This is a genomic window from Cohnella sp. GCM10012308, from assembly GCF_042649185.1.
Lineage (GTDB): Bacteria > Bacillota > Bacilli > Paenibacillales > Paenibacillaceae > Cohnella.
Genome location: NZ_JBHRYU010000001.1, coordinates 274,326 through 289,820, shown reverse-complemented (window position 1 = coordinate 289,820; position 15,495 = coordinate 274,326). Strand labels below are relative to the sequence as shown.

Annotated in this window: 16 protein-coding genes; all 16 read left to right on the top strand. The window is 55.5% G+C overall.

All coding sequences use genetic code 11. From position 1 onward, the window contains the following. Positions 1-11: 11 nt before the first annotated feature. The 16 genes from ACFOTD_RS01385 to ACFOTD_RS01310 all read left to right on the top strand — a co-directional run bounded on the left by ACFOTD_RS01385 (position 12) and on the right by ACFOTD_RS01310 (position 15,494). The gene (locus ACFOTD_RS01385; protein ID WP_378114997.1) at positions 12-1,700 is read left to right on the top strand and encodes a terminase large subunit; all 1,689 of its coding nucleotides are present in this window, start codon (positions 12-14) and stop codon (positions 1,698-1,700) included. 3 nt (positions 1,701-1,703) lie between these two features. After that, positions 1,704-3,587 (top strand): portal protein, encoded by a 1,884-nt coding sequence (locus tag ACFOTD_RS01380; protein WP_378114995.1) that lies wholly within the window; start codon positions 1,704-1,706, stop codon positions 3,585-3,587. 307 nt (positions 3,588-3,894) lie between these two features. Further along, on the top strand, positions 3,895-4,077 hold the full coding sequence (locus ACFOTD_RS01375; RefSeq protein WP_378114993.1) for a hypothetical protein: 183 nt from the start codon (positions 3,895-3,897) through the stop codon (positions 4,075-4,077). Between the two features lie 23 nt (positions 4,078-4,100). Then, entirely contained in the window at positions 4,101-4,394 is a 294-nt protein-coding gene (locus ACFOTD_RS01370; protein WP_378114991.1) for a DUF2829 domain-containing protein, read from the top strand. Between the two features lie 109 nt (positions 4,395-4,503). Further along, positions 4,504-5,298: a hypothetical protein gene (locus tag ACFOTD_RS01365; protein ID WP_378114989.1), complete on the top strand. Its 795-nt coding sequence runs from the start codon at positions 4,504-4,506 to the stop codon at positions 5,296-5,298. Positions 5,299-5,313: 15 nt separating this feature from the next. Further along, the gene (locus ACFOTD_RS01360; protein WP_378114987.1) at positions 5,314-5,982 is read left to right on the top strand and encodes a hypothetical protein; all 669 of its coding nucleotides are present in this window, start codon (positions 5,314-5,316) and stop codon (positions 5,980-5,982) included. Between the two features lie 21 nt (positions 5,983-6,003). Then, entirely contained in the window at positions 6,004-6,900 is an 897-nt protein-coding gene (locus ACFOTD_RS01355) for a hypothetical protein (protein ID WP_378114985.1), read from the top strand. 12 nt (positions 6,901-6,912) lie between these two features. Continuing rightward, complete coding sequence (locus ACFOTD_RS01350) at positions 6,913-7,266, top strand: hypothetical protein (protein ID WP_378114983.1); 354 nt, start codon at positions 6,913-6,915, stop codon at positions 7,264-7,266. 2 nt (positions 7,267-7,268) lie between these two features. After that, positions 7,269-7,442: a hypothetical protein gene (locus ACFOTD_RS01345; RefSeq protein ID WP_378114981.1), complete on the top strand. Its 174-nt coding sequence runs from the start codon at positions 7,269-7,271 to the stop codon at positions 7,440-7,442. A gap of 55 nt (positions 7,443-7,497) precedes the next feature. Beyond that, positions 7,498-7,779: a hypothetical protein gene (locus ACFOTD_RS01340; protein ID WP_378114979.1), complete on the top strand. Its 282-nt coding sequence runs from the start codon at positions 7,498-7,500 to the stop codon at positions 7,777-7,779. An 11-nt stretch (positions 7,780-7,790) separates the two neighbouring features. After that, on the top strand, positions 7,791-8,363 hold the full coding sequence (locus ACFOTD_RS01335) for a phage adaptor protein (protein ID WP_378114977.1): 573 nt from the start codon (positions 7,791-7,793) through the stop codon (positions 8,361-8,363). Positions 8,364-8,369: 6 nt separating this feature from the next. Further along, the gene (locus ACFOTD_RS01330) at positions 8,370-10,160 is read left to right on the top strand and encodes a hypothetical protein (RefSeq protein WP_378114975.1); all 1,791 of its coding nucleotides are present in this window, start codon (positions 8,370-8,372) and stop codon (positions 10,158-10,160) included. A gap of 16 nt (positions 10,161-10,176) precedes the next feature. After that, positions 10,177-11,994 carry a hypothetical protein gene (locus ACFOTD_RS01325; protein WP_378114973.1) on the top strand — a complete coding sequence of 606 codons (1,818 nt, stop codon included), beginning with the start codon at positions 10,177-10,179 and terminating at the stop codon, positions 11,992-11,994. A 55-nt stretch (positions 11,995-12,049) separates the two neighbouring features. Continuing rightward, positions 12,050-13,306 carry an O-antigen ligase family protein gene (locus ACFOTD_RS01320; RefSeq protein WP_378114971.1) on the top strand — a complete coding sequence of 419 codons (1,257 nt, stop codon included), beginning with the start codon at positions 12,050-12,052 and terminating at the stop codon, positions 13,304-13,306. Positions 13,307-13,467: 161 nt separating this feature from the next. Next, the gene (locus tag ACFOTD_RS01315; protein WP_378114969.1) at positions 13,468-15,093 is read left to right on the top strand and encodes a hypothetical protein; all 1,626 of its coding nucleotides are present in this window, start codon (positions 13,468-13,470) and stop codon (positions 15,091-15,093) included. Continuing rightward, a complete protein-coding gene (locus tag ACFOTD_RS01310) occupies positions 15,024-15,494 on the top strand; it encodes a glucosaminidase domain-containing protein (protein ID WP_378114967.1) in 471 nt (156 codons plus the stop codon). The genes ACFOTD_RS01315 and ACFOTD_RS01310 overlap by 70 nt, the downstream gene beginning before the upstream one ends. Position 15,495 lies beyond the last annotated feature (1 nt).

Sequence of the window (15,495 nt, the reverse complement as noted above, 5' to 3'; positions counted from 1 at the left end):
GTGCTGCTGATGTGCTGCTGGCCAACATCCACAACCGGATAAAAGAATCGGCCAAGGTCAAGAACACGCCGAAGTGGGAGCGTAAGCCGAAGGAGTACATTCAGGAGCGCCTCTACATTCGGACCAAGGATAAACGCGTCGTGCCGCTGGCTTTCAACCCGATCCAGGCTATGTACTGGGCGGACAAGACGTTGCGCGATGTCATCCTGAAGCCGCGGCAGCTCGGGTTCAGCACCCTGACGTTGGCGCGGTTCTTCGAGTGCGCGATCAACGAGGAGAACGTCACCGTCGCGATCGTCGCACATGATGCCGATTCGACGCAGACGCTTTTCCAAACGATCCAGCTCATGTATGACCGGCTACCGGAAGCCAAGAAAGAGCAGCTCAACAACGGCCGCAACAAGCCGAAGTACGGCAACCGCAAGGAGTACTACTTTGTCGGCAATAACAGCCGGATTGCAGTCGGCACCGCCGGTACGCCAGGCTTCGGCCGCGGTTGGACAATCAACTATCTGCTCTGTTCGGAGGTCGCGTTCTGGCCTGACCCTGAGACGCTCATGACGGGCTTGCTGCAGGCCGTTCCGATGGATGGCGAAATCGTCATCGAGAGCACCGCGAACGGTGTCGGCAACTTCTACTACCAGACGTACACGGACGCCAAAGCCGGGCTTACGAACTGGGCGAGCCACTTCTACGCCTGGCATCAGCACCCGGAATACCAGCTGCCGCTGAAGGATGGCGAGGAGCTGGTCTACGACGACGACGAACGCGCCGGCATAGAGGCTTACGGCTGGACGCCCGAGCAGATCAAATGGCGACGCTGGAAGATAAGCGAGATGCCGGAGAAGGACGGGATTACCCGTGAGGATCGCTTCAAGCAAGAGTATCCGTCCAATGACGACGAGGCGTTCCTGCAGACCGGTACGCCGGTCTATTCTGCGCAGAAGATCATTCCGCGCAAGCAATCGCTTGAGGAACGATACAAGGCGGCCAAGCCGGTCCGCGGCACGTTCGTGTTCAATTATGTAAACGAAAAGATCGTAAATGATTCGATCAAGTTTGTAGTGGATCCGCGCGGGCCGCTGACGATCTACGAGCAGCCGCAACGCGGTCACCCGTACGTGATCGGCGGCGACATCGCGGAGGGCGGCCACGACCTTTCCTGCGGGCAGGTACGGAACAACGTGACGTGGAATCAGGCGGCTGTCTGGCACTGGCGACTCGACACCGATCTGTACGCGAAGCAAATGTACTGCCTCGGCATGTATTACAATCAGGCGCTGATCGGCATCGAAACGAATTTCGACTTGCACCCTGTGAAGGAGCTCGACCGACTCCAGTACCCGAACCAGTACACCCGAGAGGTTCCCGACACGTTCACGGGGCAGATCCGGAAGGCGTACGGCTTCCACACGGACACGGTGACACGGCCGCTGATCATCTCCAAGCACGTCACGCTGGCGCGCGAGCGGATCGACACGTTCAACGACGTCACGACTCTGTCGGAGATGCTCACGTTCGTGCGCAACAAGGTCGGCAAGCCCGAGGCGATGGCCGGCAAGCACGACGACACAATTCTGGCGGATGCGATCTGCCAAGAGATCCGGCACCAGCAGCGAATGTACATCATCGAAGAGGCGCCGCCGGCGAAGAAGAAGCTCGGCGATCGGCTCGGCGTAAGCAAGAAGAAAGCAGTGTAGGAGGTGAGTCCAATCGCAGGGCCAATCAGAAGGGCGATCAACAAGGCCGCCAGGATCGTGAAGGGCAAGATTACGGGCAATCTGCTCGAGTTCCGAATGGAGACGAAAGAGCAGCGCGAGGCGCAGGTGCAGCGCGACTTCGATCTCGCCAAGATCGAGAAGGAGCCGGTGCAGCAACGATTCAAGATGCTGAACAATTATTACAACGGCAAGCCATACACGCAGCAACAGGCCGCGATGTTTACCGAGAAGTTCGGCATCAACTTCCATCCGCCGTCGCTGCCCGACGCTTATGTGCAGGTCGAGAGCCAGATCGACGACGTTGTGCCGACGCCGCAATTCAAGGGCCGCGACGACGATATGGATGGCGAGAAGGCGAAGGTTCGGGAGCAGGTCGTCAACTTCGTGTGGTACAACAACGATATCGACGAGCTGAACATTAACAACGATCGCTCGCTGAACGAGCTCGGAAACGCCATTTTCAAGGTAGCGTGGGACGGCTCGATTCAGGGGCCGGGCTACGTCGGCGATATCGTAATCGGAAATCCGGACCCGGCGAATATCTTCCCCGACCCGGCTGCTTACGACGTGGACGACTGCGAATACTTCGATTTTCCCTATCGCTTGCACAGACGGAAGGCGCGCCGGCAATTCGGGGAGATCGTGAACAAGATCATGACCGACTCGAACCATTACGAGACGGAGATCTACGACAACCAAACGCCGAGCCTGGACGACGAGACACTGCAGGTCCTCGAACACTGGTATCGGGACGACGAGGGAGACATCGCTTGCTCGATCCAGATCAATAACGTCGAGGTCAAGCACATTCCGAAGTACTGGGTGAACACTCGGCACAGCGGAAACAAGATGTACCCGTTCGTCCACTACACCAAGATTCCGGTCCGCAAGAGCTTCTGGGGCAAGGGCGAGATCGATTCGATCAAGGACCTGCTGGACGCCGGCAACCGCGAGTTCATCACGGCGCTGCTGAACGACGTGTTTATGGCGAATGACATCGTCGTTGTCGAGGAAGGCGCGATGGTGGATGAAGAGGCCGTATTCCCTAACCATCCAGGGGCGGAAGTGCGCGTCAAGCAAAACAAGATCAATGCGATCCGGCGCCTTGGCGGCCTAAGTCAGAACGGCGGCATCCTGAGCATGATCCAGTTCATCAGCGACAAGATTCAGGAAGCGAACGGCAACTACGATTCCTCACAAGGCAAGGAGCCGGTCCGCGTCACGACCAGCTCGGGGATCGCGCAGCTTAACGAGAAGGCGGAGGCGCGGAAGAGCACGAAGAAGGCCGGCCGTACGCAGGGCTTCAAACGGCTGGCCCAGCTGACCGACTGGACGGCGCTCGAGTTCTACAATACCGATCGCATCATCCTGATCCGCGGTAAGAAGCCGAACGAGCCGGACACGGCAATCACCTTTAACAGCGAGACTATGAAGACTGCCGGGCCGGACGGACAGCAGTACTATCCGACGGTCGACGTCGAGATCAGTGTCGGCGAGGGCATCAAGCGGTCGAAGGCGTTCACGCTTGCCGCGACGCAGGAACTGGCAAACCTAAAGATCACGCCGGAGAATGTCGGCATCGTGCTCTCCATTGTGGATCTTCTCGACCTGCCGAACAGCGACGACATCAAGGCTTCCATCGAGCAGGCGGTCGCCATGCAGCAGCAGATGACGGCTATGCAGAGTGCGCCGGGAGCTGCGACAGGACAGCCGGGAGCATCGCAGGCACCAGGAGCAGCGCCGGCCGTTGACGTCGAGGCGATCATCTCGCAACTGTCTCCCGAGGAGCAGGAGGCGTTCTTTGCAGCTTCCGAGCAAGAGCAAGAGCTGATGCTTCAGAAGTTAATCGAGGGAGGTGCGGCATGAAGAAGAAGCCGAAGACGGACCCAAAGCCCAAGGCCAAGAAAGGGGAGGGGATGGAGGCGATCAAGGCGGCGATGCTGGCGCGCAAGGGAAAAGGCAAGTAACCGTTCGCGTATCGCTCACGCCGGACATGTCGCTTGGATACGGATACTTGCTTAATTGCTGCGGCAAACGTCAGCCTGTTAATAAGAACGCTCTGGGCATCTATGAATACTGGTGCTGTGTGGATTGCGGTAAGCCCCTCCTCCTACGATTGGATGATGGGGATTTTTTGGTTGGGCCAAACGTGACCATTTAGGGGGTGCAAGGCATGCTGAAAAACGTGTTTACGGTTCTCGTCACCCAGAGCAGCGGCGGGCTGTTCCAACCGCCGCTCGAGGTCGGCAGGGAAGTGTTCGGCGCCTATCCGACGGACGCGCAGATCGTGGCAGCGATCGTCAAGCACGACGGAGACAGCGCCAGCGTCAACAAGACAGTTCAGTTAGTAAAATAGCAGATCCCATGAGGAGGACGAACATGAACTTCGGACAAGCGATTCAGGCACTTAAGGAAGGCAAGAAAGTAGCGCGGGCAGGGTGGAACGGCAAAGGGATGTGGATCGTGTTGATGCCGTCACTGAAGCTTCCGCCACATTCAACGCAGGAGCCGGGAGCGAAGGTGAACGATCGTACTGCAAAGCATATCGGCGTCGATACACCGCTCGATAGCCAGCCATACATCGCCATGTGGACGGCATCGCAACAATGGCAGCCGGGATGGCTTGCCTCACAACCGGATATCTTGTCGGAAGACTGGCAGATCGTCGAATAACAGGGCCCCCGCAGAGCAGCGGAGGCCCTTTCTCATATACCGCATTCGGCGGTGACAACTCGGAACAGACGAGGATTCTTTAGCCGACGGGCTTACGGAGGGTTTAAGGATGGAAAAAGTACAACGCAAGTCCTTGCTGAAACTGAACCTGCAGCTATTCGGTGAAGGGGAAGGCGAGGGGCAAGACGAAAACGGCGACGGCGGCCAGGAGCAGCCGGTTAAAACGTTCACTCAGGAGGAAGTCGACCGAATCGTAGGCGAGCGCTTATCGCGCGCCAAGAAGCCGGAGGATTACGAAGATCTGCGCGAGATCAACGACCATCTGAAGGCATTCGGTTACTCCGGGACTCCTGCGGAGGTAAAGGCCGTGCTCAAGCAGCAGGCCGAAGAAAAGCGCAAGGCGCAGGAACTGAAGGATCTCGAGGAAGAGGCAGAAGAGAAGGGCGCATCGCCCGAGTTGCTCGCCGACATCAAGTCCGTTAAGGAAGAGCTAAAGGCAATCAAGAAAGAGAAGGAAGATAGCGAAAAGGCTGCCAACGAGGCCAAAGCTCGCGAGGAAGCCTGGAACAAGCAGGTTACCGCGTTCAAGGAAAAGCATGCCGACGTGGACATCGACCAGCTTGGCCAGAACGATCGCTTCGTGAAATTCCTGAGCCGCGCTAACCCGGCCCTATCGCTGCTCGAGGTATACGAGGACTTCCTTGACCTCGTGGGCGGCGCGGAGGCTGCTGCTATCGCCAAGATCAAGAGCAACAACGACCGCAGCACGGCGAGCGGCAAGGGTGGCGGCGGCGACCATACGGGCGGCACCTACGGCCTCAACGACCATCAGGTGAAGCTCGCCAAGCAAAACGGCATGTCGGTGAAGGAATACGCCGAACTGCTTGGACACATCAAAAAATAGGGAGGCACATTTAGCATGATCGAATACGCATACAGCCTTGCCGTGACCAGCGCTCCTATCATCGGAGAATTTCCGATCGCTGCGAACACGGTCATCGAGAAAGGCGAGGTCGTGAAGCTCGTGGAGGGCTTCGTCGTTGCCGTCGGCGACACGGACCAAGACGATCCATACCTCGGCGTCTCTGCAGAGGAACACACCGGCACGGCCACGTTGTTGAATCCACGCGAGAACGGCGACAAGATCAGGGTTTACTGCTCGCCGCTGGCCGTCTTCAAGTGCAAGCCGAATATCATCTCCACGGCAACGGGTGGCAATACGACGACCTGGGTGGACTCGGCAATCACGGATCCGGCCGACGACAAGTTCAACGGTGGCTTGCTGAAGGTACGCAAGTCGGCGGCGCTGACGAACGGCGTAGGCAAGGCATACCGCGTTTCTGACTTCACGAAGACGACCGGCACGTTCACGGGTGTTTTCACGGGCGGCGTAACCGTTGGCGATCAGGCACTGGTCCTTCCGCCGGTCGGCAGCTTCGGATGGGATCTCAACGCAAACGGCACGAACCTGAACCTTGCCCAAAACGGCGGCGAGTCCATCATGATCGTTCGCGTCGATCCCGAGCAAGAGTGGGTTTACTTCATCCTCCGGCTGCATCAGTTCGGAAATACCATGGTTGCCGTTTAATCGGCGGAAGGGGAGGGCAATATGCTCGATATTTACACATACCAGGACGATCTCTATCCGCTCGTTACCAAGTGGTTCAACGACCGTTTGGACAAGAAACGGGCAATCATCAAGCAGGTCATCGGCTTCGAATCCATCGATCGCATCGACCTGCAGGAGCAAGGCGTCGGCGGCTACGGACTCGTTCCGAAGTACGACGGCAGCACGATCCCGGAGCTGAACCAGCACCGCGGCTTCAAAAAGGTTTATACGCCGGAAGAGTACACCGCGAAGGCGTCGATCCAGTGGAAATACGCCAAGGTCGACATGTCCGGCGAAGCCAAGAAGGCTGGCACCCGCATGGCTGATTCGCTCCACATGACGCAACTCCGGGCGTTCTACAACCTGTTCGCCAACGGCTGGAACGGCAGCTTCGTTGGCGCTGACGGTCAACCGCTGTTCTCTACGGCGCACCCGATCGCGAACGAGGAAGGCGCCGAGACGTTCTCCAACGCGGGCACGGACACGTTCTCGATCGCATCGATCACGAAGACGCAGACGGCGGCCCAGCGCTTTAAGACGTTCGATGGGCTTGAGTTCGACTGCGACTACAACATCGTTCTGGTGTCGCCTGAGCTCGAGCCGAAGGCAAAGGAATACTTCGGCGAAGACGCGAAGCTGATCCCGGACAGCGCAGAGAACGGCGCGAACCCGGTCAAGGACATGAACTACATCGTCATCAAGGGCTTTAGCGCCAAGCAATGGGCCGTCGGCGATAAGGATCTCATGATGGAAATGATGAAGATGGTCGAGATCACGGCACCGACGGTCATCCGCAACAAGCCGGACAACCCCCTGGTGACCGAGTTCGTCGGCTACATGGATTTCACGATGGGCTGGTCCGACGCACGTCCGATCTACGGCCACAACCCGAACTAAGGAGGGAATACCATGTCTGGATTGGACCAGAAGGGCACGGCATTCCCGAACGGCGTGAACGTCCCAGCCGGGAAGTCGTGGTCGGGCGACGTCAAGCAGCCTTATGTGGTGGCGTCGGGCATGATTGCGTTCGATCCGCCGTCCCTCGCGACCGGAGTCGGCGGCGTCTCGTCGGCGATTGCCATTGCGGGCGCGGCTCTCGGGGATGCGGTGGAACTGTATCCGCCATACGACACGCAGGGCGTAATGGCTCAGGCAAGCGTGTCGTCCGCGGGTAACATCAAGATCTCGCTGTATAACGCCTCGGCCGGCACCGTGGATCTTGCGAGCGGTACGTGGGGCTATGCGGTCAAGAGGAGGGTCTGATCGTGAGCAAGATCACGTGGACGCTTAACGACGGATCTGGCGCAGCCGAGAAGGAGCAGATCGAGCATATTCCAACGATCAAGGCGTCCGAAGACGGCGCCGACAAGGAGACCGTCCGGCTGTGGAATCTCATGGTCAAGACGCTGAAAGATAACGGACTCATGAAAGATAAGTAACGGACCAGGGAGGGCGGAAGCTCTCCCTTTTCCTATTTCCGGAGGTGTTCAGGTTATGCAATTGCAACGCGCATATCAGATCGTAGACACGAAGGTCGTCACCCTGGCGGACACGGCGCAGGACATCGTTATCGGTGGCCGGGTTTGCCTGATCTCCAACGCTGGCACGCAGCCGGCCTACATCCGGCCCAAGGCGCAGGGCGCGGCGTCTTCGACTACCGGCTTTATGCTGGCAGTTGGGCAGTCGCTGCCGATCTTCGTGAGCGTCGACGGCACGCTATCGGCGATCTCCAATGCGACCGGAACCAGCCTGTCGATCCTATTCCTCGACGTGTGAGGTGATCAGCGATGAACCTGGGCGAATCAAAGACGCGGGCGATCAAGCTCATCAACGAATACAGCAACAATGGCGCCCTGATCCCGGTCGCGAGCAATCGGGACTATACGCTTCGGATGAACGCGTTGGCGGATGACGCGCAGCGCGAAATATCCGATAAGGTGTCCATCGACGGCTCGACCGAATACGTACAGCAGAAGGGGCTTCCGGACGGCTACAACAGCTACGACCTGCCGGCGGACTTCCGATCGATACGGTACGTCCAGCGCAACGGGCGCGCATTCTACGACTTCACGATCGAGGGCGGCGTGTTCACGATCAACAAGCGCCTTGACGGCACATTCACGCTCTACTATGCCAAGCATCCGACGCCGATCGCTGACGACACGCCGGACGCGTACGTGTTCGAGATCGATCTGGAGACGCACCGCTGGATTCCGTATTTCATTGGCGGCATGGTAGTCGCGGACGAGAACAGCGAGATCAGCAACAAACTGCTGAACATCTACTACGAAGGCATAGGCGGCCTGTCCAAGCGGCGCACAAGCGGACCGCGGACGGTCGCCAATACGATGGGATGGTGATAAATCATGCCGATCTTCCCGGCCGCGAGCCGCCGGACGCCGACTCCCATGCGGATCACGCGGTTCCGGGGGCTCAACGTATCTGAGGACCCGACGCAACTCGCTGACAACGAATCGCCGGACATGCTGAACATGCTGCTGGACAACGAGGGCGCGCCGCAGAAACGTACTGGTTTCAAGGAGGTGCTCGCCAGCCTGGGCGCCGGCCCGATCCTCGGCATCTTCCAGTTCGGTACCGCCATTCTGGTCGCGCACGGCACGACGCTGCGAAAGTATGCGGATGACTTTACGGACGGTACCGTGCTTTCTTCCAGCATGTCCGGCAACAGGGTGAAGTTCTTCGTGATGAACGAGTTCTGTTACATCATGGACGGCGTTCACTACCTCCAGTTTGACGGCACGACGCTGCAGGATGTGGTCCCGTACATTCCGACGCTTACGATCTCCGCTTCGCCGGCGGGCGGCGGCCAGGTATTCGAGCAGCGCAATCTGCTTGGGGCCGGATTTGAGCAGAGCTTCAGCGGCGACGGGACGGCGACGGAGTATCATCTGATCCTCACCGGCCTCGACGCGACGGCCATTGTGGCCTCGACGGACGGCGGCTTAACGTACAACAAGGTGGAGACGACGGACTTCACGGTTAACCGCACAACAGGCGTCGTGACATGGATTTCCGCGCCGGCATTGGGCGTCAACAACGTCAAGATCCGTGCATTCAGGACGTACAACGATGGCGACAAGATCCGGAAGTGTACCGGGTTTAAAATCTTCGGTGGCACGAATGACACTCGCGTCTTCTTCTGGGGTTCGGATGCCAACACGCTTTACCGCTCGGACATCTACCGCCCCAATTATGTCCCGGAGAACTATTTTCAGAGGGTTGGATCGAACGCTGAGAAGATCATGGCTGTGAGCGTCCAGTACGACACGGCCGTCATCGACAAGGAACGCTCCAAGTGGGGCATGACTTACAACGACACGGGGACGGACATAACATTTCCGGTCCGTCCGATCAACGACACGATTGGCTGCTTGGCGCCAGAGTCCGTCCAGATCATCGAGAATAACCCGGTGAGCCTGACGCGGCAGGGTCTGCACATGCTCGCCGGCGGCACCGTCCGGGACGAGCGGAACGTATCGCACCAGTCGCGTCGGGTCGATCGTATGCTGCTGCGCGAGACCGGACTGGCCGGCGCGCTCGGCTTCGACTTTGACAAGAAGTATTATTTAGCGCTGAATGGCAGGATCTACGTCTGGGATTACTTGCAGCCGACATCAGAGGACCAGATCGGCGAGTGGTACCTTTACGACAACATGCCGGTCTCTACCTTCTTCGACCTGGACGGCAAGCTGTACTTCGGCACCACGAACGGGGAAATAATGCGTGTGGCCGATCCGGACGAGCTGGACGCCTACAGCGATAACGGCGATGCCATCCAGGCGCACTACATGACCAAGCAATTCGACATGGGGGCCTTCGATATCCGTAAAAACGTCCCTCGGATCTACACGACCATCAAGGCAGACATCCAGACAACCGTTGAGATTTACACACTCGACGGGCGCGGCACGAACACGCTGCAGGGGACAGCAAGTGCGTCGCTGATCAGCTATGCGGAGTTCGATTACGGATATTTCACGTATCTTGTGACAGCCTTCCCGACGGTGCTGCGCAGCAAGATTAAGCTGAAGAAGATCACGCACATGCAGTTGAAATACGTCAACAACAAGCCGCACCAGAGCCTGAAGATTCTCGGAATTTCATTCGAGCCGATTTACGGAAGCCCGGTCAAATAAGGAGGAGCATTCGACGATGTTGGAAAAACTGAACGGCTTTACTTTCAATCACTCGGACCAGGCAGACCGCCTATCGGACAGCCTTACCGCAGACGAAGTCAAAGAGAAATTCGATAGCCGCGGCGAGGAACTTCGCCTTGCCGTGAATGCGCTCATCGATGCGCTGCAGGCTGTCACGTCCGGAGACAGCGGCGCCCTGAATATTGGAGCATCGACCATTGCCGATTTGAACGGGACTACTGTCCAGGCGATTCTGCAATCCATCAGAGATATTTTGAAGGGGAGCTCGGGGGCTGGCTTTGTCGGTGCATCGGCAATCGCCGGACTGTCTGGAGGCACCGTACAAGCTCTGCTTCAAGCGCTGAAAGATCTGATCGACTCGCAAGGTACTTCAGTCGGCCAGAACTATGTGACCAAGTCGGAATTGACCAATGTTCGAAAGCTTTCGGAAGCTGGCAATTTTACTGGTTCGTGGTTTGGGATATCCAACCCCGCCCTAGCTGACCCTGGAATCGGAGGCGTTGTACTTCAGCATTCTGGTCAGATGCCGATAGATCCAGAAAGCTTTTCGGGGAATAGTCGTCAAAAACTGCAATCAGCTCTTGATTATGCGATTACCAACAAGGGATTCGTTCAGCTCCGGAAAATGTATGACATTACCGGTCAAGGTTCGATCAAGATTAATAAGGCAGCGGATTATGGCGACCGTAGAGTGCTTTATATAATCGGCAATGGCGGCGGAATTATTAAAAACGACGGCGGAATCATTTTCACAGCCGACAACGTCGATGTGGGCGACATTAACATTTCCAATTGCCGATTTGAAAGCACCGCAAACATGGGCTGCAAGATTTGGGACTGTGACAAGATTATTCGACTCCAGTCATCCAACAATGAGTATTACAACGTGGATACCATTGCATACGCGGCGACTAGGTACTTCCAGTCTGTTCGGTTCGATTCGGAGCATATAGTCGGCGGAAAGAGCTGGGCTTTTTATGCCTTTAAGACGATCGATACCACGATCAAAGACTGTCTGATCGAAAACCGGGAGCACGGGATCGGAAATTTAACGAACACTTCAGGGGACCCGAATTTTCAGCAAAACCATAACCTGCGAATCCTGAACAACGTGATCGAAGGGCTTACGGGATACGCTATTCAGCTCGGTAACTGCTGGGCGTGCACGATCGCGAGGAACTACCTAGAAAGCAACACACTCGGATACCTCGACCTTAAAACGCTGGTTACCGCGAGTCACTTCGGGCTTGTCGTCGAGAACAATGTATTCTACTTGACCACAGCACAGAAGAGTGGGGGATTCAAACCCGCCAAGGTGGGAAATCTGTTCGTTCTAACAACTTCGTCGGTTAAGATCGATTGCAACGCCTTTATCGGGAATGTCTCGGACGGTGAGTTGTACGAGAAGACAGGGACGGGGACGATTAACTCGTTTGGAGATTATGCATTCCAGCAAACCGGGTTCGCGTCCGGCGTGAACGTACTTACAGGTTACACGAAGACCGGCCCGAACAACGTCCGGACGTCCGGCGTGATCAAAGCGTTCAGCTTCACCTATAGCGACTCGCTGCTTGCAAACGAGACGAAGACCGTCGCAATCGTGCTGACGGACGCGACGATCAATGGACCGATTAACAACAAGGATGCAATTAATGTCTATATCAATCAAATTTCGAGCGTTAGCGTCTTGGGGGTATCGCCGATTTGGCAGTCGGCATCTACAGGTACGCTATACGTGACCCTGCAGAATAGGACGGCAGCTGCTGTGAATCCTGTCGGCTTAGTTATCACTGTCACGAAAGCTTATGATTAATAAAAAGTTACTTGTATGTTAAAATACCCCTATATCAGTTATAGGGGTGTGCATCTTGTACGGGATAGCCAAGGAACGTCCGGTATCATTTTCAATAAGGACCGGAATCAGCAAAAAGGACTTATTCGTTGGATTATTAATCGCGATCTACGTATCGGATTTCATGAGCCTCAGTCAGTATGTGCCATTTGTCTTAATTCCGATTTTAGCTAGATACTTGGTCAAAGCCAAGATGGATATTTTTATGTTTTCTACACTCGCAGTGCTTTTAAGCTTTGGCGCGATGTACTCGTTAATGATGTATTTTTACGGGTACATCGGGATTAAAGAAGCTTTTTGCTTTGTGCTATTTCCCGTCTTTCTTTATATTTTTGGGCAAAGAGTTGCTCATGGCGATCTGAATTTCAGAAAAACCATTTTTTATTTGGTTGTGATTCTTGCCTCTTATGTGGCATTTGGCTTTGCAAGCCTGTTGAACACAGTTAAAGTCTTCGGCAGTATAGACGAAGCGTCTGCGTTCTTACAGGGCAGGTACGTCATAAGTATTTGGGATAACCGCTTGATAAGTGCGACACTCCTAAATACAACGGTGTCGTTAGGCTTGGCCTTGTTGCCGATCTTGTTCTTCAAAGCAAGGGGCTACCAGGTTAGCAGAAAATTCAAGATGTTCACCCTGATTTCATTCGTACTGAGTTTCTACACGATTATGCAGCTCGGGAATAGAACGGGACTAGCAATCGCGGTAGCTTCGGTCCTGACAGTATGGATGTTCTCAGAAGGATTTAATTCGCGAAAAGCTATTAGGATGTTTAACTTCTTTATCTTGGGTATGATCTTGTGGTTCTTGTACAACCGAAATCTGTTAGGCCTAAAAGAAAAGTGGGAAGGTACGTTATTGGCGTCGCGATTCGAAGACGAAGGCATCTTTGGAGACTCACGAACGACGGCATGGAAAGAGGTTTTTAGCGGGCTATTTGCACATCCTATGGGCAACAAGGAGACCGTTATTTCTCTTCGCTACGCTCATAATTTATGGTTGGACGTAGGATACGAGGCCGGAATCATTCCATTCGTTTTGCTGCTTATCTTCACTGTTTTCACACTGCTATCTCTAAGGACATTTGTAAAATCTGATCAACCGGTCCTGTTTAAAAAACTCTTTATTGCCATGTTTACGGCCTTCTTTATTACTTTCATGATGGAGCCGATCATGGGTGGAGCATTTACTTACTTCACTGCATTTTGCTTTATTGCAGGCATGGTTCAAAGACGCAATGCAGATTATAAATATGGAAAAATTAATAACGCATAGTTCATGATGAACAGTAAACCTCGCCATGGCGGGGTTTTTTATTATTCTCGTAGGGGTGAGAATCATGGCAGTGAATCCCGCGATTGAAGCGGAGATTAAGCGCAAGGCAGCCGAAGGCATCGCACTTACGAGCCCGACGGCAGAGACGAGGAGGGGTATTCTTGGCGACCGTTTCTGAGAACCAGTATAAGTATCTGAGCAATCTGGCGGCTGGGAAAACGGAATCGGGGAATACGGCAAACGCCGGGCAGATTGCGTGGGCAAAATCTCAATTGAGCGGCGTTACAGCGCCAGTGGCTCAAAAAACTGAAACGAGTCCTCTGTACCAGGCATACCAGACTCAACAAGGGCAGACATCCGGAAGTGCTGGTTCGTCGTCGTCCGGAGCAGGCGGATCCGTAATTGGGAACGCCTCTAATTCATCTTCGAACGTATCAGGCACAGGCATGACGACGAGCACGCCGGCGCCTGATACGAATTACGGTGGAAAGGGCAACCCTCTGAATGAAATCTTATTCAGCAAGAAACAGTACGATTCCGGAAACAAACTCTGGGCAGCCAAGAACGCGCAATCCTATTACGACCAGCTCGATCCGCAGGAACGATCGCTTGTTCAAGGCATGAACACGCAGCAGCTCGAGGCATACATTAACAGCAAGAATACAGGTGGAACCGGGGCAACAGGCGCGACCGGCTCGAACGGACAGGGTTCCTCCAGCCTTATCAACGAAATGTACGACAATAGCCTCGCAGCTCAACTTCAGGCCCTGCGAAAAGCCCGTGAAACGGCTCAGCAGGGCTTGAACTCTGTTGAGACGACCGCCAAACAGAGCGCCTACCAGAATCGAAACCTTGCGGACGCATCGACCCAGCAGAGCGCGCAGCGGCTCCGGACGATCATGGCGGAACAGGGCCTGCTCGCGTCCGGAGACAATGTGACTGCGAACGTCGCCCTACAGGCTGCCGGCCAGAACAACCTGAACGCGATCAATCAGGCCGAGGCGAACACGCTTCAAGACGTCATGGAGCGCCGGGCGACGATCAACAACAACGCCGAGCTCGACGAGCAGGCGCTGGCGAAGGAAGTCGCGGCAGCTCGCGCGAACGCCCTCATCCAAGACCAGTACCATCAGGACGACATGGGCCTGCAAGTAGCCGGGCTGACCGGGACGTACAACGGGACGCGCACGCTCGCCGGCGTCGCTTCCGATCAAGCAGCGCAGCAGCAATCATGGAGCCAGTCCTTCCAAAAGGAGCAGTTTGCTTACCAGAAGGCACGCGATGCCATTGCGGACAAGCAGTATCAACAGCAATTTGACGAGAATGTTCGACAATATGGCCTTAACTACGGATTGCAGAAGGCCATGCAGGACCATCAAATCAGCTATGACGATGCGCAACTGGCGCTGTCGCAATCCAACACCTCAACGGACAACTCGCGTCAGGACACGAATTCCACCTACAGCCGACTGTTCGATATCTGGCAGTTGACCGGGGTGGCGCCGGCTGGTCTGGAAGCGTTCGGGATCGCTGCGGGCACGCCGGTTAAATCCGATACGACGAGCAGCGGCAGCAAAACATCGGCCTATGATACCACGGTCAAGAACCTGGACACGATGGCCGTTTACAAGAAGGATGATTATAGCAACAACATTCTTCAGAACGCGAAGGCGGTAGAGACGGCGATCTTACAATCCGGGCTGTCGGAATACGAAATGTGGCAGCTTTACAATCGATATCAAATCCCGTGGACTGGAGACGTCCCGAAGAATACCGCGGGAAACTGACTAGCTCCGGTTCTGGCGGCTCTTACAGTGCGCTTGGCGGCGTACTCAAGGGGACCGGAGATCTCTTTCAAGCCGCTGCAAAAAAATACGGTGTTGATGCGAACCTTATGACAGCAATCGTGATGCACGAGACCGGGAACGGAACATCTAACGCTGTGAAGAACAAGAACAACGTCGGGGGCATGATGGGCAAAAACGGGCTAATGTCGTTCGACTCCTTGGAGGCCGGTATCGACGCGATGGCAAGCAATCTGAAACGACTTTACTACGATCAAGGGCTGACAACGATCGAGCAGATCCAGCGTAAGTACGCCCCTGTAGGCGCTGCTAACGATCCGACGGGCCTCAATAAGAACTGGATAAGCGGCGTGAGTAAGTACTTGTCAATGTTAGGAGGGTGAG